We start from the raw sequence: 23,453 nt of genomic DNA on the forward strand, positions 1-23,453 counted from the left end.
AACTCTGCGTCAGTTCGGCTTGTGGAAGCGGAACTGACCGCCGGCGTCCAGATCGACGACGATCACATCCTTCGGTCCGAAGCTGCCCTCCAGAATGCGCTTCGACAGCGGGTTCTCGATGTGCTCCTGGATCGCGCGCTTCAGCGGCCGTGCGCCGAACACCGGATCGAAGCCGGCCTTGCCCAGTTCGGCCAGGGCGGCATCCGACACCTGCAGCCCCATGTCGAGCTTGGCAAGGCGCTTTTCCAGATAGCCGAGCTGGATCTTCGCGATGCTCTGGATATTGCGTTCGTCCAGCGCGTGGAACACCACCACCTCGTCGATCCGGTTGATGAATTCCGGACGGAAGAAGGTTTTCACCTCGCCCATCACCGCCAGCTTCACGACGCCGTAATCCGAGCCCGACATCTGCTGGATCATCTGGCTGCCGAGGTTGGAGGTCATCACGATGACCGTGTTCTTGAAATCCACGGTGCGGCCCTGGCCGTCGGTCATGCGACCGTCGTCGAGCACCTGCAGCAGCACGTTGAACACGTCCGGATGCGCCTTTTCGACCTCGTCGAACAGGATGACGCTGTAGGGCTTGCGCCGAACCGCCTCGGTGAGGTAGCCGCCTTCGTCGTAGCCAACATAGCCCGGCGGCGCGCCGATCAGGCGGCTCACCGAATGCTTCTCCATGAATTCACTCATGTCGATGCGGATCAGGTGATCTTCCGAATCGAACAGGAATTCGGCCAGCGTCTTGCACAGTTCGGTCTTGCCGACACCCGTCGGGCCGAGGAACAGGAAGCTGCCGTACGGGCGATTCTCGTCCGACAACCCGGCACGCGAGCGGCGGATCGCGTCGGACACGAGGCGCACCGCCTCGTCCTGACCGATCACGCGCCGGTGCAGCTTGTCTTCCATCTTCAGCAGCTTTTCGCGTTCGCCCTGCATCATCTTGCTGACTGGAATACCGGTCGCGCGCGACACCACCTCGGCGATTTCCTCGGCGCCGACTTCGGTGCGCAGCAGCTTGTTGGCGGGCTTCGCCGAACCGTTCTTTTCCGCCTGGTTCAGTTGCGCCTCGAGCTGGGGCAGCTTGCCGTACTGCAGTTCGGCCAGCTTGTCGAACTGGCCCTTGCGCTGCAGATCCGTCATCTGCGCACGCACCTTTTCGATCTCTTCACGGATGTGGCTGCTGCCGGCAACCTGTGCCTTCTCGCTTTTCCAGATTTCCTCGAGGTCGTTGTATTCGCGCGCCAGCCGGGTGATTTCCTCCTCGATCAGGCCGAAGCGGCGCTGTGACGCCTCGTCGGTTTCGCGCCGCATGGCTTCGCGCTCGATCTTCAGCTGGATCAGCCGGCGGTCGAGCTTGTCCATCACCTCGGGCTTGGAATCGATTTCCATCTTGATGCGCGCGGCCGCTTCATCGATCAGGTCGATCGCCTTGTCCGGCAGGAAGCGGTCGGTGATGTAGCGGTGGCTCAACTCGGCCGCGGCGACGATGGCCGGGTCGGTGATTTCCACGCCGTGGTGCAGTTCGTACTTTTCCTGCAGGCCGCGCAGGATGGCGATGGTCGCTTCCACGCTCGGCTCGTCGACCAGCACCTTCTGGAAGCGGCGCTCGAGCGCGGCATCCTTTTCGATGTACTTGCGATATTCGTCCAGCGTGGTGGCGCCGATGCAGTGCAGTTCGCCGCGCGCCAGCGCCGGCTTGAGCATGTTGCCGGCATCCATCGCGCCTTCTCCCTTGCCGGCGCCGACCATGGTGTGCAGTTCGTCGATGAACATGATGATGCGGCCTTCGTCCTTGGCCACTTCATTGAGCACGTTCTTCAACCGTTCCTCGAATTCGCCGCGGTACTTCGCTCCGGCCAGCAAGCCGGCCATGTCGAGCACCAGCACGCGCTTGCCCTTGAGCGTTTCCGGCACTTCGTCATTGACGATGCGCTGCGCCAGCCCTTCGACGATGGCGGTCTTGCCGACGCCCGGCTCACCGATCAGCACCGGATTGTTCTTGGTGCGCCGCTGCAGGATCTGGATGGCACGGCGGATTTCGTCGTCGCGCCCGATCACCGGATCGAGCTTGCCGGCGGCGGCGCGCTCGGTCAGGTCGACGCAGTACTTCTTCAGCGCCTCACGCGACCCTTCCGCTTCCGCACTGCCGACCGACGAGCCGCCGCGCACCTGCTCGATCGCTTTCTCAAGCGTCGTGCGGTCCAGCCCCGACTGCTTCAGCAGACGGCCGATATCGCCCTTGTCGCTGGCCGCAGCAAGCAGGAACATTTCGGACGCGATGAACTGGTCACCACGCTTCTGCGCCTCGCGGTCGGCAAGGTTCAGCAGATTGGTCAGGTCGCGACCGATCTGCACCTCGCCGCCGTGCCCCTCGACGGTCGCGATGCGCGACAGCGACTCCTCGATCGACTTCTTCAGCGGTGCGACATTGGCGCCCGCGCGCTGCAGCAGCGAGGCGGTGGCGCCGTCGTCCTGGTTGAGCAGCGCGAGCAGCAGGTGGGCCGGCTCGATGTACTGGTGATCGCGGCCGACCGCAACGCTCTGGGCGTCGGCGAGGGCCTGCTGGAACTTGGTGGTCAGTTTGTCGAAGCGCATCGGGAGTCTCCCTAATCATGGTCTGCACGCTATCTGGGGCAGACACTGCGCTTTTCAATCGGGCGGCGCTTGATGCGGATCAATTCGCGACGCACAGGCCGCGGCGGCTCCGGTACAGTGCGCCGGTCCGATACGCGCCATTCACGATGAACGCAACGCCCAGGAACGCCAGCAAGATCATGAGTGCCGCCGAGGCGGTTGCCCGCATACCCGATGGCGCGACCGTGGCCACCACCGGTTTCGTCGGCATCGGCTTCGCCGAACATGTGGCGATCGCAATCGAACAGCGCTTCATCGATACGCAGCATCCGCGCGACCTCACGCTGGTTTATGCGGCCGGTCAGGGCGACGGCCACTCGCGCGGTTTGAACCATTTCGGCCACGAAGGCCTGGTGAAGCGGGTGATCGGCGGTCATTGGGGGCTGGTACCACGGCTGCAGGCGCTCGCCGTCGCCAACCGCATCGAAGCCTGGAATCTGCCGCAAGGCGTGATTTCGCAGTTGTTCCGCGACATCGCCGCGCATCGCCCCGGTCAGCTGACGCGCGTCGGACTCGATACCTTCGTCGACCCGATACATGGCGGTGGCCGGATCAACGCGATCACGACCGAAGACATGGTCACCCGCATGCGCATCGGCGACGAGGATTTCCTCTTCTACAAGGCCTTTCCGGTGACGGTGGCGCTGGTGCGCGGCACCACGGCGGACACCGACGGCAACGTGACGATGGAGCGCGAGGCGCTGACGCAGGAAGCGCTGGCGGTCGCGATGGCGGCGCACAACTCGGGCGGTCTGGTCATCGTGCAGGTCGAACGCGTCGCGGCGCGCGGCTCGCTGCATCCGCGCCAGGTGAAGATACCCGGCGTGCTGGTCGACTGTGTGGTCGTTGCGCCCGCCGAGCACCACATGCAGACCTTTGCCTCGCACTACAACCCGGCGTATTCCGGCGAGGTACGGCTACCGCCGGGCGCGCTCGCCGCCATGCCGCTGGACGTCCGCAAGGTGATCGCGCGCCGTGCCGCGCTCGAACTGCGGCCAGGCGACGTGGCGAATCTGGGCATCGGCATGCCTGAAGGCGTTGCATCGGTGGTGGCCGAAGAAGGCCTGGGCGATGTCGTCACGCTGACTGCCGAACCGGGCGTCATCGGCGGCATTCCGGCCGGCGGGCTCGACTTCGGGGCGGCGGTGAACACCCAGGCGGTGATCGACCAGCCCTATCAGTTCGACTTCTATGACGGCGGCGGACTGGACATCGCGGTACTCGGGCTGGCGCAGGCGGACGCCGAAGGCAATCTGAACGTATCCCGCTTTGGTTCGCGCCTCGCCGGTGCCGGCGGCTTCATCAACATTTCGCAGAATGCGCACAGACTGGTCTTCGCCGGCAGTTTCACGACCGGTGACAGCAACATCGCAGTCGAACGGGGCGCGCTGCGCATCCGGCGCGATGGCGACCGGATGAAGTTCGTACAGGCGGTCGAGCACCGTACATTCAGTGGTCGCGAGGCGCTGCGCCGCGGCCAGCAGGTGCTCTACGTCACCGAGCGCTGCGTATTCCGCCTCATCGACGGCGGACTCGAACTGATCGAAATCGCACCGGGCATCGACCTCGAGCGCGATGTGCTGGCCCGCATGGCATTTTTGCCCGTCATTTCATCGTCGTTGCGAACGATGGACCCGTGCATCTTTGCCGACAGCGTCATGGCGCTCGACGCGCAGTGGCGGCAGAATCCCTGATATTCACCTTACAAGGAGTCGTGCCATGAGCAATCCCGAGCAGATGTCGGAACTGCAGAAGAAGAACATCGAAGCGGCGATGCGTCTGGCGCAGCTGTCGATGGAAAATTCGCAGCGCATCATGCAGCTGCAGGTGGCGACTGCACGCGCGCTGTTCGAAGAAAGTGTGGCCAATGCCCGAGCGCTGGCCGATGTGCGCGAACCGGCGAATCAGGTCGAACTGCGGTCACAGCTGGCCCGCTCGACCACCGAGAAGATGCTCGGCTGCGCGCGACAGATTGCGGAAATCACGTCTGAAACCCAGGCGGAATTCGGTCGGCTGGTCGGCGAACAGCTCAACAGCGGCGGCTCCGACCTGATGGACAGCCTGCGCAAGCTGCTGGCCGGCATGCCGATCACCAGCACGCAGTCGATGGGTTCGATGCAGGAAGCCATCGACAAGGCACGCGGTGCGTTCGAACAGATCAGCGCATTGACGCGCAGCGCCTTCGAACAGTTTGCCGGGCGGACCACGGCTGAACCGGCGCAGGCCAGGGGGCGCGCAGCGCCCGCTGCAGAACCCGCCACGCCCGGGAAAGTTGCGACGCCGCAAAGGTCCTCTTTACCGAAGGCCGCCGCCGCACCGGTCGCGCCCGCAGCGAAACCGGCCTCCCGCCCGGCTGCGAAATCGGCCAGCAAACCCGCCGTCGCGAAGCCCGCGGCAGAAAAACCCGCTGCCAAGGCGGCCACGCCTGCGCTGAAGCCTGCAGCGAAACCCGCTGCAGCGGTCAAGGCGACGACGACGAAGGCGGCACCTGCGAAAACGGCATCAACCAGCGCGGCACCTGCGAAAATTGCGCCTGCCAAGCCGGCGCGTGCGAAGTCGGCTCCCGCGAAGCCCACGGCGCCTCGCAGCAAGAAGGCGGACTGATCGCCCCTGCAGCGCCGTCAGTGGAAAAGAAAACGACCCGGGTGGTCTGCGCCACCCGGGTCGTTTTGTTTTCGCAGGCTGCTGACCGGAAACCGGTCCGGCGGAATTACTTGCCCAAGCCCTTGAAAGATGCCATTGCGGCCTGACCGGCTTCGGTCGCGAATGCGGTGAATGTCTGGCCCTGCGCCTGCAGCAGCTTGAAGAGCGCGGTGTTGGCTTCCACATTGAAGCGGATCAGCTCTTCCGGCGTCTTCAGGCTGGCGGCCTTCTGCGCTTCGGACTGGAAGAACGCCATCAGTTCTTCGCCGGATTTCTTCTGCAGTTCGATCGACTTGGCAATGGTCTGCGCCTGGATTGCCATCAGTGTCTGAACAGCTTCCATCGGCTTCTGAAAATCGGGTTTTGTCGTCATGGTGTGTCTCCTTTGGTGATGTTGCAGTGCAACAATGGACACAGATTACCCCTTCCGGTCCGGATGTCAATCACTTTCTGACACCTTCCCTCGTCCGCGCGGAATCCATCCGGCTCAGGACTTGATCAGCCTCAATGCGCGCGGTTCGCTGCGCTGCTTGCTGCCCAGGATGTTGTTGGCCAGCAGGTCGGCCGAACTGAGCGGACGCGAGAACAGATAGCCCTGTACGACATCGCAGCCCTGCGCCGACAGCCGCGAAAGCTGTTCGTCGTTCTCGACGCCCTCTGCCACGACCCGCATGCCCAGACCATGTGCCAGCGCGATCGTCGCGCGCACGATGGCTTCATCGTCCGGGTCGCGCACCAGATCGCGCACGAAAGCCCGATCCACCTTCAGTTCGTCGATCGGAAATCGCTTCAGATAGGACAAGGATGAATAGCCGGTGCCGAAGTCGTCGACCGACAGCGACACGCCGAGCGCATGGATGTCGGCCAGCAGCGCCGCGACGTGATCGACGTCGCTCATCGCGGTGGTTTCCGTCAGTTCCAGCCGAAGCAGCGAAGGCTCGATGCCGGAGCGGGTCAGCGCATCGGACACGCGACGCACCAGCGAGCGTCCGAGGCACTGGCGCGCAGACACATTCACCGCGACCGGTACCACGTTCAACCCCTGGCGAGACCACTCGGCGATCTGCCGGGTGACGGCCTGCAGCACCCAGTCGCCGATCTCCTCGATCAGGCCGGACTCTTCGGCGACCGCAATGAAATCGACCGGCTGCAGCAATTCGCTTCCCGCACCCCCTGCACTGCCCTCGCGCCGGAAGCGCAGCAGTGCCTCCAGCGCCGACAGACGACCGGTCGCGAGTTCGTACTGCGGCTGGTAATGCACCTCGAACCGATTCTGCTCCAGCCCGCGCCGCAGATCCGATTCGAGTTCGATCCAGTCGCGCGTGCCGGCGCTCATGTCATGCGCGTAGAAGTGTATGGCCGCACCGGCCTGTGACTTGCTGCGGTACATCGCCGTATCGGCCATGGCGAACAGCACGTCCGGATCGCTGCTGTCTTCGTGCGCGATGGCCACGCCGATGCTGCACGAGAAGCGGAAATCGACGCCATCGAGCGTGATCGTCTGACCGACCGCATGCATCACCTTGGCCGCCACGCGCGACACGGCCTCGCGATCGCCCAGGCCTTGCAGGATGATCATGAACTCGTCGCCGCCCCAACGCGCCACCGTGTCGCTGGCGCGGCAGACCGCGCGCAGCCGGCTGGCCAGCGTGGTCAGCACGGCGTCCCCCTGCTGATGGCCAAGACTGTCGTTGATGCGCTTGAAACGATCGAGGTCGACGAACATCACGGCCACCACGCCCGCGTCACGCTGCGCCAGCACCTGGCGCAGACGGTCGCGCAGCAGAAGGCGGTTCGGAAGCCCGGTCAGCGCGTCGTGCGTCGCCTGATGCGCCAGACGTTCGGCCGCGTCCACGGTGTCGCTGACATCGTTGAGCACCAGCACGACGCCTTCGATACGACCCGATGCATCGAACAGCGGGCTGGCCGACAGGCGCAGCGCGCGCGCCGGGCCTTCGCGGCCGGCCGGCATGCTCACGTGACCCGGCCGCGTCACCGATCGCGCAGTATCGCGGCAGCGCTCTGCCAGCGCCGTTGTTTCGATCAGCAGGTCGCGGCCGAGCACCACCAGCTCGCCGAGCGCACGCCCCTGCACGTGATCGATCGTCGAACCGACCAGAGCCAGTGCCTGCCGGTTCAGATAGCGAACGTTCAGCTGCATGTCGAGCCGGAACACCGCATCGGAAATCGCCTGCAGCGTGGCATCGGCGCGGGCGTTGGTACGGTTGAGGCGCAACCCGAGACGGAGCGACTGAGTGGCCAGCCAGCCGAGCGCACCCAGCGTGACGGCGATCGCGACACCGCTCGTTCCCAACCAGCGGGACAGACCATCGAGCAGTACGAATGTGCCCAGCCAGGGCAGCAGCACGGCCAGTACCACCAGCGCGACATCTCGCATGCGGCGCTTCGGCCCCACCCAGGTCACGGCACCGAGCAGCAGCAGGCCGGCGAACAGGCTCCACCGCGGCGACAGCGGTGTCACGACGGCCCCGTCGTTCAGTGCCATGTAGGCACGCGCATGGAAATCCACCGATGTCATCGGGGCGCCATGGCCGGACATCGGTGTCGCCAGGGGTACGCCCAGCCCTGCTGCCGTGACGCCGACCAGCACCGTGCGCCCGCGCAGGGTCTCCGGCGACACGCGCCCCGCCAGCAGATCGACCGCCGGAATGTGACGCAGCGGCCAGTCATGCGACGATGGCAGCACCATGACTTCATGATCGCGCACCCACCGCCCTGCGGCCGTCGACCCGCCGTCATGCTGCCGGCCCAGACCGGCCAGCGGGCGCGGCGGCTGCGAAACGTCCATCAGCGCCCACGCAAACGCCGGCCATTGCGGACGGAGTTCGCCGGCTTCCAGAAAGAGGCGTCGTGCCAGTGCATCGGCGTCGAGCTCGACATCGACATGGCCGAGCCGTGCCGCCGCCGCGGCCAGCGCCGGCAGGGGCTGCAGCGTGTCGATGCCGCCGCCCGGCCGCGCCACCGGTGCAACCGGCAGCACCACATTGCCGGCGCGTGCAATCGCTTCGGCCAGACGACCGTCTTCGCGGGGGTCGGACGACGGTTCGGCAAACATGACCGGATAGCCGATGCCTGCGACACCGCCCCGGTTCAGCGCGTCGATCAGATCGGCATGGCGCGAACGCGGCCAGGGCCATGCGCCGAGCGCCTTCAGGCTGGCCTCGTCTATTGCAATCACCAGCGGCGCACTGACTGCGCTGGCAGGCGTATCGGCCGACACGCCCTGCATCACCAGCAGGTCATGTACCAGCAGGTCGGCGCGTTCCAGCGCGCGCGGCGACAGGGCATGCAGCACCAGCAAGACGGCGATCGCCGCCACCCACGGCAAACGACGATGGTCGAGCAGCGCGACGGCGATGCGCTGCGCTGCTTTCATCGGGCAAACCTGCCGCAGCAGTCAAGCGACTTGACAACCTTCATGAGGGCTCCTGTCAGAGCAACAAAAGCAGCGGCAGCAGCCACCAGGGTTGAAAGGACGGCGGCGGCTCGGGCACGGTGATGGCTTGTACAGGGGCCCAGTCACCTTCGACACCGTCGGCGGCGAAGCTGCGCACGCGCAGCAGGTAGCGCCCGGGCACGGCATCGCGCAGCAGATAGCCGGCGCTGTCGAGCCGGGTATCGACCAGCGGCTGCGCGAAGTCATCGCCCGTCGCAATCTGCAGTTGGTAGCGCACGCCCTCTCCCGCGCTGCGCCAGCGCAGTGCCAGCCCGTCGGGCGACGCCTCCGGTGCTTCCATCGCCGGACCGGGTTCGGGCCGTCGGAACGGCTGCGGGTCGCTGAACGGCCCGGCCCCTTCGTCGGGGTTGCTGCTCGCCACGCGCCAGAAATAGCTGCCGGGCGGCAAGACGGCTTCGGACGCATACGCCGGCTCGGTGAGATCACGGCGGTCGATGATCAGGCTGTCAAAACCTTCGCTCGCCGACACCTGCAGACGCCAGCGTTCGTCTGCACGCGACCGGCTCCAGCTCATCGCCGGCCGGTCGTCGCTGATGCGGGCATTCGGCGCCGGGCTCACCAGCACCGGCGGTTCCGGTCGCGCATCCAGCGTCAGCGGCCATTCCGCGTCACGTCCTTCGAGGCCGGTCGCATCGACACCGCGCACACGAACCCGGTACTCGCCGTCGGGCAGCGTGGCGACGGCTACGGATGCCTGCGACGATGTACGGTCGGACAGCACGGTATCGAAGCGGGCATCCGGCGCGATCTGCACGCGGTAGGCCGTGGCGTCGGCCAGCGCTGGAAAGGGAAGATTGAGGGGCAGACGGTCGGCAAACAGGGTCTGCGCCGCTGGCGCGGGCAGCAACGCACGCGGTGGCGCAATGGGCGCGCCGCGCACGGCCGATGCACCCTGGCCGGCGGCCACCTGCTGTTCGCCTGCCGCATTGCCGAAGGCGACGCGGCCTTCGATGACCTCGTTGCGCGTATCGGCATCACCGGCATGCACGCGGAAACGCGTGCCGCGCACGGCGGCGATCGCAGCCGGCGTATCGATCTCGAAACGGCTCGCCGTGCCGCTGCGCGGTACCACCAGACTATCCAGCGAGCCGCGCAGCAGGTCGAGCCGCACCCAGGTCCCCGCGCCGGCCGCAAAGTCGGCGGACTGGCGCACGCCCAGTTCGCTGCCCGGACGCAGCTGTACGCGGCTGCCGTCGCTGAACCCGAGTGCCGCACTGCCCGCTGCGCCGGTCAGCACGCGCGTGCCAACGGCCAGCAACTGGCCGGCCACCGCTGCGCTGCGCCGCCCGTCGGCGGCGATCACGACCACGTCGCCCTGTACCGCGTCGAGCCTCACCTCTCGCGTGCGCAGTTTCAGCCAGCCTTCTGGAATCAGCAGCCGGGTGCCGGGCTGCATGCGGCGCGGCTCCGTGATTCGGTTGTAGCGCTGGATGCGCGGCCAGTACGACAGATCCTTCAGATAGCGCTGGGTGAGGTTCCACGGGTTATCGCCCTCGCGGACGATGTAGGCGAAATCGGCCGCCTGTGCGGTCGATGCCAGGCTGGCCAGCACCGGCCACACCGACAGGGCAAGCAGGCGGAACAGGAAACCGGCGGGCGACGGTCGTACGGGCATCGGAACCTCGGGCGGGCGGCGGCGGCGAACATATCCCTTGATCGTAGTCGCATCGCTGACGCTCCGCCATCCGTCGTCCGGCCTAGCTCAGGGTGCCGAGGCCAACCCTTGCCAGCCGCCGCCGACCGCCTTGTTCAGCAGCGCGCTGGCCGAGAACTGCCGGCCGCGCAGCTGGGCCAGGCTGCGTTCGTTGTCGAGCGCCGTGGTCTGCGCGGTGATCACTTCTGTGTAGTTGGCGATGCCTGCGCGATAGCGGTTCAGCGCCAGCGTTTCCGCCTCGCGCGACGCTTCCAATGCCTGCGCACGCAAGGCCGCTTCGTCTTCCAGCAGACGCAGCGCGCTCAGGTTGTCCTCCACCTCCTGCAGCGCCCCCAGTACGGTCTGCCGGTACTGCGCGACCGTGATGTCGTGTGCCGCACGCGCCGATTCGATCTGCGCATCGCGGCGGCCGCCGTCGTACACCGCCTGCGCCACGCTGAGGCCGAACGACCACACCAGGTTGGATGCCGAAAACCACTGCGCGAACTGGTTGCCGGCATAGCCGGTCGAGGCATTCAGCGTCAGTGACGGGAACCAGGCCGCCTGCGCCACGCCGATACGCGCGTTGGCGGCGGCCACGCGACGTTCGGCCGCCGCAACATCGGGGCGCCGCTCGAGCAGCGTCGACGGCAGACCGACCGGCGTGGCCGGGGGTGCGGCCGGCCAGTCGGCCGACTCCAGCGCGAAGGCGGATGGCGGCGCACCGATCAGCACTGCGATGGCGTTCTGCAACTGCGTACGCGTCAGATCGAGATCGACCGCCTGCGCCTGGGCAGCGCGCAGCTGCGCCAGCGCCTGCACCTCGTCACCGCGCGTCGACACGCCGGCGGCGACGCGGTTGCGCGCCAGTTCCAGCGCGCGCTCGAAGGACTCGACGGTGCGCCGGTACAGGTCGCGCTGATGGTCGGTTGCACGCAGCTGGAAGTAGTTCTGCACCAGTTCGGCATGCAGGCTCAGCCGCACCGACGCCAGATCGCCGGCGCTGCCGTCGAGTTCGGCGCCGGCCGCTTCGACCTCGCGTCCGATGCGCCCCCACAGATCCGCCTCCCAACTGGCATCCAGGCCGAGCTGGGTGGTGTTGGACTGGTTCGCCGAGCGGCCTTCGATCGCCGCACCGCGGCTGCGCCGGGCCGCCGCCGACAGCCCGATTTCAGGCGTGTAGCCGGCACGCGCCAGCTGCGCAGCTGCGCGGGCCTGGCGGAAACTGCCCAGCGCGGACTGCAGATCGGGGTTGGCCGCGTCGAGCCGAACAATGAGGTCGTCAAGCACAGGATCGCCGTAGGCGCGCCACCATTCACCGCGTGGCAGGTGGTCAGCCGGCTCGGCCGGCTTCCAGCCCTCGGCGGCACGGAAATCGGCCGGCACGTCGAAGGCCGGTCGCTGGTGATCAGGACCGATCGAGGTGCACCCGGCGGCAAACAATGCCAGCAGGAGTGCGCACACGACGGGAGAAGAACGGGGGAGCAGCATGTTCATGGCGTCACCGTGCGGCCGCGGCCGGCAAACCACCGGCGGCTGTAGCGGCTGAAACGTTCGAGATAGAGATAGGTGACCGGCGTCGTGTAGAGCGTCAGCAACTGGCTGACCACCAGACCACCGACCACCGCAATGCCCAGCGGCTGGCGCAGTTCCGAGCCTTCGCCGAAGCCGATGGCCAGCGGCAGCGCACCGACCATGGCCGCCAGCGTGGTCATCAGGATGGGCCGCAACCGCATCAGGCAGGCCTCTCGGATCGCCTCGTGCGGCGCGCAGCCGCGATTGCGTTCGGCGTCGAGCGCGAAGTCGATCATCATGATGGCGTTTTTCATGACCACGCCGATCAGCAGCAGCAGGCCGATGATGGCGATCAGCCCGAATTCGATGTTGAACGCCATCAGCGCAAGGATGGCGCCGATGCCGGCCGACGGCAGCGTGCTCAGGATGGTCAGCGGATGAATCAGGCTTTCGTACAGGATGCCGAGCACCAGATAGACCGCGATGATGGCACCCAGTACCAGCAGCGGCTGGTTCGACAGCGACTGCTGGAAGGCGCGCGCCGATCCCTGGAAACCGGCATTGACGCTGGCCGGCACGCCGATGTCGCGCATCGCGCCCTGGATCTGTTCCATCGCCTGCGCCAGTGTCACGCCTTCGGCGGTACCGAAGGAGATGGTGGTCGACACCTTGCCGCCCAGATGTGAAATCGACAGCGGCATGGTGCCCTCGATCACCCGCGCGAAACTGTCGAGCGGCACCAGCTGACCGTCGGCGCCGGCGACGCGCACCGCATCGAGCGCGGAAATGTCCTGCGCGCGCGCCGGATCGACTTCCAGCACCACCTTGTACTGATTCAGCGGCTCGTACAGCGTGCTGATCTGGCGCTGTGCAAAGGCGTCGTTGAGGATCTGGTTCACACCGCCCGGCGTGATGCCCAGCCGCGCCAGTGTGTCGCGGTCATAGACCAGCAGGGTTTGCGAGGCGCGGTCTTCCTGGTCGGTCGACACATCGACCAGCTGCGGCAGGTCGCGCATCGCAAAGCGTACTTTCGGCTCCCACTCGCGCAGCACGCGCAAACTGTCTGCAGTCAGCGTGAACTGGTATTGCGATGATGAACGCAGGCCGCCGATGCGCAGGTCCTGCGCTGCCACGAGAAACAGCGACACCCCCTCGATTCGCCCGAGTTTGCCGCGCAGCCGGCCGATCACCTGATCGGCCGTCGCCTTGCGCTCCGACAAGGGCTTCAGAATGACGAAGAAGCTGGCGTTGTTCGCACCGCCGCCACGTCCGCCGCCGGTGAAGGCGCTGACATTGGCCACCGCCGGATCGGCGCGTACCACCTCGACCGCCTGCGCCATCTTCTTCGTCATGACCTGGAAGGAGGTCGTCTGGTCACCGCGCAGGCTGCCGAACAGACGGCCGGTGTCCTGATTCGGAAAGAAGCCCTTGGGCACGATGACGAACAGCCAGAGGTTGAGCGCGATGGCGCCGGCAAAGATCAGCATGACGATGCGCGTGTGGCGCAGTGCCCAGTCGAGGCTGTGCGAGTAGGCAATCTGGATGTCGTCGAACACGCGCGCCAGTGCGCGCTGCCAGCGTGCTTCCTGCTCGACCGGCTGGTGGCGCAGCAGGCGCGCCGCCAGCATCGGGGCCGCGGTCAGCGACACCACCATCGACACCAGCACGGCCACCGACAGCGTCAGTGCGAATTCGCGGAACAGCCGGCCGACGATGCCGCCCATCAGCAGGATGGGGATGAACACCGCCACCAGCGACAGGCTGATCGCCACCACCGTGAAGCCGACCTCGCGCACGCCCTTCACCGCCGCTTCGAAGGGCTTCATGCCGCGTTCGATGTGGCGCGCGATGTTTTCGATCACCACCACTGCATCGTCCACCACGAAGCCGGTGGCGATGGTCAGCGCCATCAGTGACAGGTTGTTCAGGCTGAAGCCCAGCAGGTACATGACCGCCAGACTGCCGGCCAGCGACACCGGCACGACGATGGCCGGGATCAGCGTCGCGCGTGCGTTGCGCAGGAACAGGAACACCACGAAGATGACCATGCCGACGGCGATCGCCAGCGCGATCTCCACCTCGTGCAGGGCGCTGCGTATCGTGGTCGAACTGTCCGACACGATGTCGAGCCGGGCCGAGGCGGGCAGGCTGGCCGCCAGCTCCGGCAGCAGCGCGTGCACCCGTTCGACGGTCTCGATCACATTGCTGCCCGGGCGTTTGGTGACGACCAGCAGCACCGTCGGCTTGCCATTGGTCAGACCGAGATTGCGCACGTCCTGCACTGATTCGGTCACCGTCGCGACATCGCCCAGGCGCAGCGTGGCGCCCGAGGTGTGACGCAGGATCAGCGGCACGTAATCGGCCGCGCGGCGCACCTGGTCATTGGCGTCAATCTGCCAGTAGCGGTCGCCCGACTCGACGAAACCCTTGGGACGATAGACATTGCTTTCGTTGATGCGCGCACGCACGTCTTCCAGCGTCAGGCCGTTCTGGTGCAGCGCATCCGGATTCACCTGCACCCGCACCGCCGGCGGCGCACCACCGCCCACGGTCACTTCGCCGATACCCGGAATCTGCGCCATCTTCTGCGCCAGCACGGTGGACGCGATGTCATAGAGGCGCGGAATGGGCACCGTGTCGGAGGTGATCGCGAGAATCATGATCGGCGCGTCGGCCGGATTGACCTTGCGGTAGCTCGGATTGGACGGCAGGCTGGTCGGCAGGCTGGCCCGGGCAGCGTTGATCGCCGCCTGCACGTCGCGCGCCGCGCCCTCGACGTCGCGGTCCAGCTCGAACTGCAGCGTCACCCGGGTATTGCCCTGCGAACTGCTCGACGTCATTTCGGTGACGCCGGCGATGCGCCCCATCGTGCGTTCCAGCGGCGTGGCCACGGTCGCCGCCATTACCTCCGGGCTGGCGCCGGGCAGCGCGGCGGTGACCGAAATGGTCGGGAAGTCGACCTGCGGCAGTGCGGCCACCGGCAGCAGCACGAACGCCAGGCCGCCGGACAGCGCGATGGCCGCGGTCAGCAGCGTGGTCGCCACCGGACGGTAAACCGACCAGGCCCAGCCGCTCACGCCCGACGCTCCTGCGCTGCGGGGCCGCGCGCCGCGAACAGCCGACCGAACGCAAGATAGATGACCGGCGTCGTATACAACGTCAGCACCTGGCTCACCAGCAGGCCGCCGACCATCGTCAGACCCAGCGGATGGCGCAGTTCGGACCCCATGCCGCCGCCCAGCATCAGGGGCAGCGCACCGAGCAGTGCCGCCATCGTGGTCATCAGGATGGGGCGCAGGCGCAGCAGGCAGGCCTGGTAGATCGCGTCGCGCGGCGCCATGCCATGCGTGCGTTCGGCGTCGAGCGCGAAGTCAATCATCATGATGGCGTTCTTCTTGACGATGCCGATCAGCAGGATGATGCCGATCACCGCAATCATGTCGAGCGCGTGACCGGTGCCGAGCAACGCCAGCAGCGCGCCGATCGCGGCCGACGGCAGCGTGCTCAGGATGGTCAGCGGATGGATGAAGCTTTCGTACAGCACGCCCAGCACGATGTACATGGTGGCCACCGCGGCGAGGATGAGCCACAGCGTGTCGCTCAGCGAAGCGCGGAAGGCCTCGGCCGAACCTTCGTAGGTCACGGTGAGCGTGGCCGGCATGGCGAGCCCGCGGCGCGTGGCATCGATGGCATCGACCGCTTCGCCCAGCGACACGCCGTCGGGCAGGTTGAACGACACCGTGGCGGCCGGAAACTGCCCCTGCCGGCCGATCGACAGGCGGGCCGGCCGCTCTTCGATGCGCACCAGGCTGCCCAGCGGAATCTGCTCGCCGGTGGCCGACATCACATGGATCTGCGAAATCGCTTCCGGGCCCTGCTGGAACTGCGGCTGCGCTTCCAGCACCACGCGGTACTGGCTCGACTGCGTGAAGATGGTCGAAATGAGGCGCTGGCCGAAGGCGTTGTACAGCGCAGCATCGATGTCGGCCACGGTCACGCCGACCCGGGCGGCGGCGGCGCGGTCGATATTCACATAGGCCTGCAGGCCGCCGGTCGTCAGATCGGTGGTGACGGCGGACAGCTTGTCCGACTGCTGCAGCGCTGCGACCAGTTTCGGCACCCATTCGAGCAGGTCGTCCTGATGGGTGGCCTGCACGACGAAAGGATACTGCGCGCGACTGACCCGGTCCTCGATTGTCAGGTCCTGCACCGGCTGCAGATGCAGCGTGATGCCCGGCACCTCGCGCGCCAGATCCTCCAGCCGGCGAGCGATTTCGGGCGCGCGTGCGTCGCGGTCAGCCAGGGCTTTCAGCCGGATCTGCATGCGGCCGGTGTTCAGCGTCGGATTCTGGCCGTCAACGCCGATGAAGGAACTGATGTTCTCCACATCCGGGTCGCGCAGCAGCACCTCGGCCAGCGCCTGCTGGCGCGCGCTCATCGCCGCGAACGACACCGTCGGCTCGGCTTCCGAAATGCCCTGGATCAACCCGGTGTCCTGCACCGGAAAGAAGCCCTTGGGCACGGCGAGGTAGAGCAGCGCGGTCAGCACGAAGGTGGCCAGGGTGACAGCCAGCGTCAGCGGCTGGTGATCGAGCACCCAGCGCAGCGTGCGCGAATAGCCGGCCAGCAGACGGGCATACCAGCCCTCTTCGGCTGCATGCCCCGGTTCGGCCTTCAGCAGGCGCGCCGCCATCATCGGCGTCAGCGTCAGCGATACCACGGCCGACAGCAGGATGGCGATGGTCAGCGTGAGCGCGAACTCGCGGAACAGCCGGCCGACCACGTCCTGCATGAACAGCAGCGGAATCAGCACCGCCACCAGCGACACGGTCAGCGAAATGATGGTTAAGCCGATTTCCTTCGCGCCGTCGAGCGCGGCCTGCATCGGCGTCTTGCCCTGTTCGAGGTGGCGCGCGATGTTTTCGGTCATCACGATGGCGTCATCGACGACAAAGCCGGCGGCGATGGTCAGCGCCATCAGCGTCAGGTTGTTCACCGAAAAGCCGGCCATGTACATGACGGCGAAGGTGCCGATGAGCGACAGCGGCACCGCCACCGCCGGAATGACCGTGGCGCGGACATTGCGCAGGAACAGGAAGATGACCAGCACGACGAGCGCGACCGCCATCACCAGTTCGATCTGCACGTCGCGCACCGACGTGCGGATTGATTCGGTGCGATCGGTCAGCACGGCGACATCGACCGCGTCGGGCAGCGAGGCCTGCAGCTCCGGCAGCAGCGCCTGGATGCGCGAGACCACGTCGATCACGTTGGCGCCCGGCTGGCGCTGGATGTTCAGGATGAGTGACGGCGTCTGGTTGGCCCAGGCGGCCAGCAGCCGGTTCTCCGGTCCATCGACCACCTCGGCGACATCTTCGAGCCGGATCGGTGCGCCGTTCTTCCACGCAATCACACTCTTCCGGTATTCGGCCGCCGACCGCAGCTGGTCGTTGGCATCCAGCGTCGTGGCGCGGGTCGGTCCGTCGAAACTGCCCTTGGCCTGGCTGGAACTGGTGCTGACGACGGCCGCGCGCAACTGTTCGAGGCTGAGCCCGTAGGACGCCACCGCCGACGGGTTGACCCGCACGCGCACGGCGCGCCGCTGGCCACCGGAAATGCTCACCAGCCCGACGCCCGACTGCTGCGAAATCTTCTGCGCCAGGCGCGTGCTGACGGCTTCTTCCAGCAGATGCAGCGGCAGCGCGTTGGAACTGATGGCCAGCGTCATCACCGGCGCATCGGCCGGATTGACCTTGCTGTAGACCGGCGGCGCCGGCAGTTCCTGCGGCAGCAGCGTTGCCGCGGCATTGATCGCCGCCTGCACCTCCTGCTGCGCGGTATCGAGCGAAATGTTCAGCCCGAAGCGCAGCGTGACCACGGAGGCGCCGGCCGAACTGACGGAATTCATCTGCACCAGCCCGGGCATCTGGCCGAACTGGCGTTCCAGTGGCGAGGTGATCAGCGAAGTGGTCAGTTCCGGGCTGGCCCCCGGGTAGAAGGTGACCACCTGCATCGTCGGGTAGTCGACCTGCGGCAGCGCCGACACCGGCAGCAGCCGGTAGGCGATGAAGCCGGTCACCAGCAGCGCGATCATCAGCAGCGAGGTCGCCACCGGGCGCAGGATGAACAGTCTGGACGGGTTCATGGAAATGGCCGGTCAGCGCGCCGGCGCCGCATCGCGACGCGCGGGCGACGCCCCGTCCGGCTTGCCGGCACGGGCACCCGCGACCGGCACGTCATCGATCTTCACCTTGTCGCCTTCGCGCAGGCGGTCCACGCCATCGGTGACGACGCGCTCGCCGGGCTGCACGCCTTCCGTCACCTGCTGCAGTTCGCCCGCCAGCGTGCCGGTCTTCACCGGCCGCATCGCCACCGTCAGATCGTCACCGACAACGTACACGAAAGTGCCACTGGCGCTGCGCTGTATCGCGGTGACCGGCACCACGACGGCACCGGACACGGTGTCGACGCGTACCCGCACATTGACGAACTGGTTCGGAAACAGCACGTCGTCGCGGTTCTCGAACATCGCCTTGGCCTTGACGGTGCCTGTGGCGACGTCGATCTGGTTGTCCAGGATGCGCAGCGTGCCGGTGGTCAGCACACGGCGGTTTTCGCGGTCCCACGCTTCCACTGCCAGACCGCCGCGCTGCGTGATGGCCGCACGCACCGCCGGCAGTTCCGGCGCAGGCAGCGAAAACACGACCGAAATCGGCGCTTCCTGCGTGATGGTCAGCAGGCCTTCGGTATCCGACGCGCGTACGATGTTGCCCGGTGTCGCCTGGCGCAAACCGACGCGTCCGCTGATCGGCGCCGTGATGCGCGCGTAGCTCAGCGACAGCTGCGCCGACGAAATGCTTGCTTCGTCGGCCTTGATGGCGGCTTCGTACTCGCGCACCAGCGCCTGCTGGTTCGTCACCTGCTGGGTGGCGATCGAATCCTGCTTCAGCAGCGTTTCGTAACGGTTCAGGTCTTCGCGTGCATTGGTCAGCAATGCCTGGTTGCGCATTTTCGCCGCCTGCGTCTGCGCCAGTTCGACTTCGAAAGCACGTGGATCGATCTGCGCCAGCAGGTCTCCTTTCTTCACCCTTTGGCCTTCGGTGAAGTGCAGCGAACGCAATTCACCTTCGACGCGACTGCGCACCACGACACTTTCGATCGGCGTCACCGTACCGAGCGCACTGACCGTCACCGGCAGATCGGCCAACCGGGCCAGCGCGGTACCGACCCGTGATTCGCCACCGAAGCGACGGCCTGCGGCGCCGGGTGCGCCGGATGCCGCACCGGCCGGCCGGGCACCCGGCGGCCCTCCACCCTCGGCGGGCGTGCCGGTGCGATCACGCGCCAGAAACCAGCCGGCGGTCAGACCGGCCAGCACCAGCAACATCAGTATCCAGGGCCAGCGTGGCTTGCGTGAAACGGAGGGCGTGGTCGTCATGGAATATCGGTCGAAGTGAAATCGTTGGCATGGCGGTCAGCGCGCGCAGGGAGGTCACCCGCGCTCGTCACGACGGCCATTGTCGGCTGCGCATGTTAATCACGTCGTGGCGCGCCGGGCGGACTTGTGAATGGACTGTGAACGGCGGTGTGCGGTCGTCACCGCGGCGCTCGACCGGGCCGGATGTCGATGCCGCAACGCGGTGTTGAGCGACGCCCGGCACACGGGGTTCCGCAGGCGACGAAATTGCGTCTGGTAAACTGCAGGGGTCGTTTACAGGCTCAGCCAGCAGTTCCACCGCGCGGCCCTGCGTTTTTCCGCGGGACACCCCGTCCCGCTGTCCGGTTTCACACCCTGCGTCAGGTCGCTTCCACTCCGTCTTTCGGGAGGGCGAAGCCTTGCTTGTCCATCTGCTGCCGCTCGCAGCACTTCTGTCCGGCGTTGCCCTGTTGTTGCTGGGCAGCGGCCTGCTGACCACCCTGCTCGCCGTACGCGGCGGCATCGAAGGCTTCGGCAGCCCCTTCATGGGCCTGCTCGGCTCGATGTTCTTTGCCGGCTTCCTGGTCGGCACCCACGTCGCACCGCGCGTGATCCGCCGGGTCGGGCACGTGCGTGCGTTTGCCTTCTTCACGTCGGCGGTCGCCTGCGCCGTACTGCTGCACGAGTTGCTGGTCGTGCCCTGGGTGTGGGCGCTGGTGAGGCTGCTGACCGGTATTTCCATGGTCGGGCTATACACCATCGTCGAAAGCTGGCTGAACAGCCAGGCGGCGCCGGCGCAACGCGCCCGTGTGTTCTCGGTTTACATGGGCGTCAATCTGGGCGCACTGGCGCTGTCGCAGCAATTGCTGCATCTGGGACCGGCCAGCGGCCATGTGCTGTTCGGTCTGGCCGCGCTGCTGGTGTCGGCGGCCGTGATGCCGGTGGCTGCGACCCGGCTGCATCAGCCGGTGCTCGACCACAGTGCGTCGGTCGACCTGAAAAGTCTGTACGCCAAGGCGCCGATCGCGCTTGCCGCCGCGTTCGCATCGGGCCTGGCGATGGGCGCCTTCTGGGGTCTGGGTGCGGTGTGGGCTGACAGTCACGGCTTGGGACATCAGGGCATCGCGGCCTTCATGACTGCCACCATTCTCGGCGGTGCGCTGTTCCAGTGGCCGATCGGTCTGCTGTCCGACCGCATCGACCGCGGCCGGGCGATCGCCTTCGTGGCGTTGGGCGCCGCACTGTGCGCCATCGGACTGATGGCGGCCGCCCGCCACGGCACGCTGGCGATCAGCCTCGCCGGATTCATCTACGGCGGCTTCGCGTTCGCGCTCTACCCGATGGCGGTCGCCCGCATGATCGACCGGCTGCAGCCGCACGAAGTGCTTTCGGGCAGCAGCAGCCTGCTGCTGATCCACGGCGCCGGTGCCGCCGCCGGCCCGCTGATCGCCGGCCTTGCCATGTCGCTGGCCGGCAATGCGGCGCTGCCGCTGTGGTTTGCCGCAACCCAGGGTGTGCTGGCGATCGCCGCTTCGTCGCTGATCCGCAGACTCACGCCGGACGTTGCACATCAGACGCGCTTCCAGCCGATGGTGCGCACCGCCTCCACCGCCTTCGACATGGTCGAAGGCGCACATCCGAACGACTTTCCTTCCACCCGAACCCGCCCGGAGATCCGCTGACCCGAACCCGCAACCTGCCCTGAAAGGACTTCATCATGCTCCTCGCCACCGATCTGGACGGCACCTTCCTCGCCGGCGACCCCGAAGCGCGCCTGCGCCTGTACCAGCGCATTGCAGCCGACCCCGAAGTGACACTCGTGTTCGTGACCGGACGCGGCCTCGAAGCCGTGCTGCCCATCCTGTCCGATCCGACGATACCGGTGCCGCACTACATCATCGCCGACGTCGGCGCGACCGTCGTCGATGGCGCCACACGGCAGGCGGTGCAGCCGCTGCAGTCGGCGATCGATGTCGTATGGCCGGGCGAACTTGCGGTGACCGAGGCGCTGGCCGGCTTCGAGCGACTGCAACGGCAGGAAGTCCCGCAGCAGCGGCGCTGTTCCTACTTCTGCAACGGCGACGCGGTGACTGGCGACATCCACGCCGCGGCGGCGGCACTGGGCTGCGACGTGCTGTATTCGGCCGATCGTTACCTCGACATCCTGCCGCCCGGCGTGAACAAGGGCAGCACGCTGCGCAAGCTGGTGCGCCATCTCGGCATCGACTCCGAACATGTACTGGTGGCCGGCGACACACTGAATGATCTGTCGATGTTCGAACAGGGCTTCCGCGGCGTGTGTGTCGGCGAGTCGGAGCCGGCGCTGCTGGCGGCGACCATGGACCGCTCGCGCATCCTGCATGCTTCGCGCATCGGCTGCGGCGGCATCATCGATGCATTGCGCAGCTTCCGCATGATGCGTTTCGATCCGGTCAGCCCGGTCACCGACGGCGGCGATGCCGAACTCGTCATCGTCTATCACCGGCTGCCGTACGAGGAGTACATCGAAGACGGCATCGTCAAGCAGCGCCGCCCGAGTTCGCCCAACGGCATCATTCCGACGCTGCTGAGCTTCTTCGCCGAAGGCCGGCAGGGCTCCTGGGTGGCGTGGTCCACGCTCAACGCCGAATCGACCGATTTCGAAGTGCACACCACGGTCGATCGCCAGCGCTACCCCAATCTGACCTGCGCGCGGGTCGCGCTGGACAAGCACGACGTCGACATCTTCTACAAGCGTTTTTCGAAGGAAGCCTTCTGGCCGACGCTGCACACCTTCTGGGAACGCGCGCAGTTCCGCGAGGACCACTGGCAGGTGTTCCTGAAGGTGAACCGGCTGTTCGCCGAACGCAGCGCGGCCGAGGCGGCGCCGGGTGCCACGGTGTGGCTGCACGACTACAACCTGTGGATGGTGCCGGCGGCGCTGCGCGAACTGCGGCCCGATCTGAAGATTGCCTTCTTCCACCACACCTACTTTCCGTCGGCCGACGTGTTCAACGTGATGCCCTGGCGGCGCGAAATCGTCGGCAGCCTGCTGCAATGCGACTACATCGGCTTCCACATTCCGCGCCAGGCCGAGAATTTCGTCGATGTGGCGCGCGGCGTGGCACCGCTGAAGGTGCTCGAGTCGCGCAACTGCGCACCGCGCTTCCTGACCTATGGCTGCGCCGTCGGGCTGGACGAGATGACGACGGCAATCGAGGTGCATGGCCGTCGGATCGGTATCGGCGCCCATCCGGTCGGGCTGGACGTGCAGCGTGTCGGTCGCCTGCTGGCCGACCCGGCGACCGCCCGCCGCATGGACAGCCTGCGCCATGAACTGGACGGCCGCCGGGCCATCCTGTCGGTCGAGCGGCTCGACTACACGAAGGGCACGCTGGAAAAGCTGCTCGCCTTCGAACAGTTGCTGGAGCGCTATCCGGAAATGCGCCAGAAGGTCACGCTGATCACCGTGTGCGTGCCGGCGGCGAGCGAAATGACCATTTACCGCGCCCTGCAGACACAGATCGAGCAGGCGGTCGGCCGCATCAACGGCCGCTATTCGAGGGTGGGCTGGACGCCGGTGCAGTTCTTCTTCCGCGCCATTCCGTTCGAGGAACTGATCGCCTACTACGCGGTGGCCGATGTCATGTGGATCACGCCGCTGCGCGATGGCCTCAATCTGGTCGCCAAGGAATTCGTCGCGGTGCAGGGCCTGATGCAGGGTGGCGGCGTGCTGGTGCTGTCCGAATTCGCCGGCGCCGCCGCCGAACTGCACGGCGCCGTACTGACCAATCCGCATGACATCAACGATCTGCGCGAAAAGTGCTACTACGCGCTGAACATGCACCGCGCCGAAGCCGAGTCACGCCTGCGCGAATTGCTGGCCATCGTGCAGTACAACGATGTGCACCGCTGGGGACAGGAATTTCTGGCGGCCGTCGATGCGACGGTCGGCGCGCCTGAGCGGGTATTGCAGAGGGCGTGAGCGACGAGGCGGCCGGCAAGATGGGAACACCTGCCACGGGAGCTGTTCCTGTGGGAGCTGTTCCTGTGGGAGCGGCGGCCTCGCCGCGAGGGCGGAGCGGGGATTTCGGCGAGCACTGCTCGCCGCCCGCAGAGCCGGCCGGCCATGCAGGGCCGGCAGTGGATCGCCG

At 66.7% G+C, this 23,453-nt stretch carries 12 protein-coding genes; 4 read left to right on the plus strand and 8 right to left on the minus strand.

All coding sequences use genetic code 11. The features are described 5' to 3' along the window. Positions 1–9: 9 nt before the first annotated feature. Entirely contained in the window at positions 10–2,595 is a 2,586-nt protein-coding gene (gene clpB / locus ACTIFF_RS11520) for an ATP-dependent chaperone ClpB (RefSeq protein ID WP_439536956.1), read from the minus strand. Positions 2,596–2,741: 146 nt separating this feature from the next. Here clpB and ACTIFF_RS11525 point away from each other — a divergent pair, with 146 nt between their 5' ends. Both ACTIFF_RS11525 and ACTIFF_RS11530 read left to right on the plus strand, forming a co-directional pair. Next, the gene (locus ACTIFF_RS11525; RefSeq protein WP_439536957.1) at positions 2,742–4,328 is read left to right on the plus strand and encodes an acyl CoA:acetate/3-ketoacid CoA transferase; all 1,587 of its coding nucleotides are present in this window, start codon (positions 2,742–2,744) and stop codon (positions 4,326–4,328) included. Positions 4,329–4,353: 25 nt separating this feature from the next. Further along, the gene (locus ACTIFF_RS11530; protein ID WP_439536958.1) at positions 4,354–5,238 is read left to right on the plus strand and encodes a phasin family protein; all 885 of its coding nucleotides are present in this window, start codon (positions 4,354–4,356) and stop codon (positions 5,236–5,238) included. Positions 5,239–5,344: 106 nt separating this feature from the next. Here the strand turns inward: ACTIFF_RS11530 and ACTIFF_RS11535 are convergent, their stop codons facing one another. From ACTIFF_RS11535 to ACTIFF_RS11565, 7 genes are all read right to left on the minus strand, one after another. Continuing rightward, positions 5,345–5,650, minus strand: coding sequence for a hypothetical protein (locus ACTIFF_RS11535; RefSeq protein WP_069037728.1), 306 nt, complete (start codon positions 5,648–5,650; stop codon positions 5,345–5,347). Between the two features lie 114 nt (positions 5,651–5,764). Next, complete coding sequence (locus ACTIFF_RS11540; protein WP_439536959.1) at positions 5,765–8,674, minus strand: EAL domain-containing protein; 2,910 nt, start codon at positions 8,672–8,674, stop codon at positions 5,765–5,767. A gap of 55 nt (positions 8,675–8,729) precedes the next feature. Next, the gene (locus tag ACTIFF_RS11545; protein ID WP_439536960.1) at positions 8,730–10,370 is read right to left on the minus strand and encodes a FecR domain-containing protein; all 1,641 of its coding nucleotides are present in this window, start codon (positions 10,368–10,370) and stop codon (positions 8,730–8,732) included. A gap of 87 nt (positions 10,371–10,457) precedes the next feature. Beyond that, positions 10,458–11,885, minus strand: a complete 1,428-nt coding sequence (locus ACTIFF_RS11550) for an efflux transporter outer membrane subunit (RefSeq protein WP_439536961.1) — start codon at positions 11,883–11,885, stop codon at positions 10,458–10,460. Beyond that, positions 11,882–14,980: a multidrug efflux RND transporter permease subunit gene (locus tag ACTIFF_RS11555; RefSeq protein WP_439536962.1), complete on the minus strand. Its 3,099-nt coding sequence runs from the start codon at positions 14,978–14,980 to the stop codon at positions 11,882–11,884. Before ACTIFF_RS11555 ends, ACTIFF_RS11550 begins: the two co-directional genes overlap by 4 nt. Further along, a complete protein-coding gene (locus ACTIFF_RS11560; protein ID WP_439536963.1) occupies positions 14,977–18,048 on the minus strand; it encodes a multidrug efflux RND transporter permease subunit in 3,072 nt (1,023 codons plus the stop codon). The genes ACTIFF_RS11555 and ACTIFF_RS11560 overlap by 4 nt, the downstream gene beginning before the upstream one ends. A 12-nt stretch (positions 18,049–18,060) precedes the next feature. Next, positions 18,061–19,341, minus strand: a complete 1,281-nt coding sequence (locus tag ACTIFF_RS11565) for an MdtA/MuxA family multidrug efflux RND transporter periplasmic adaptor subunit (protein WP_439536964.1) — start codon at positions 19,339–19,341, stop codon at positions 18,061–18,063. 398 nt (positions 19,342–19,739) lie between these two features. Here ACTIFF_RS11565 and ACTIFF_RS11570 point away from each other — a divergent pair, with 398 nt between their 5' ends. Both ACTIFF_RS11570 and ggpS read left to right on the plus strand, forming a co-directional pair. Next, complete coding sequence (locus ACTIFF_RS11570) at positions 19,740–21,002, plus strand: MFS transporter (RefSeq protein ID WP_439536965.1); 1,263 nt, start codon at positions 19,740–19,742, stop codon at positions 21,000–21,002. Between the two features lie 35 nt (positions 21,003–21,037). After that, positions 21,038–23,284 carry a glucosylglycerol-phosphate synthase gene (gene ggpS, locus ACTIFF_RS11575; protein WP_439536966.1) on the plus strand — a complete coding sequence of 749 codons (2,247 nt, stop codon included), beginning with the start codon at positions 21,038–21,040 and terminating at the stop codon, positions 23,282–23,284. Positions 23,285–23,453: the final 169 nt, after the last annotated feature.

Source organism: Methyloversatilis sp. (genome assembly GCF_051861465.1).
Classification (GTDB): Bacteria; Pseudomonadota; Gammaproteobacteria; order Burkholderiales; family Rhodocyclaceae; genus Methyloversatilis.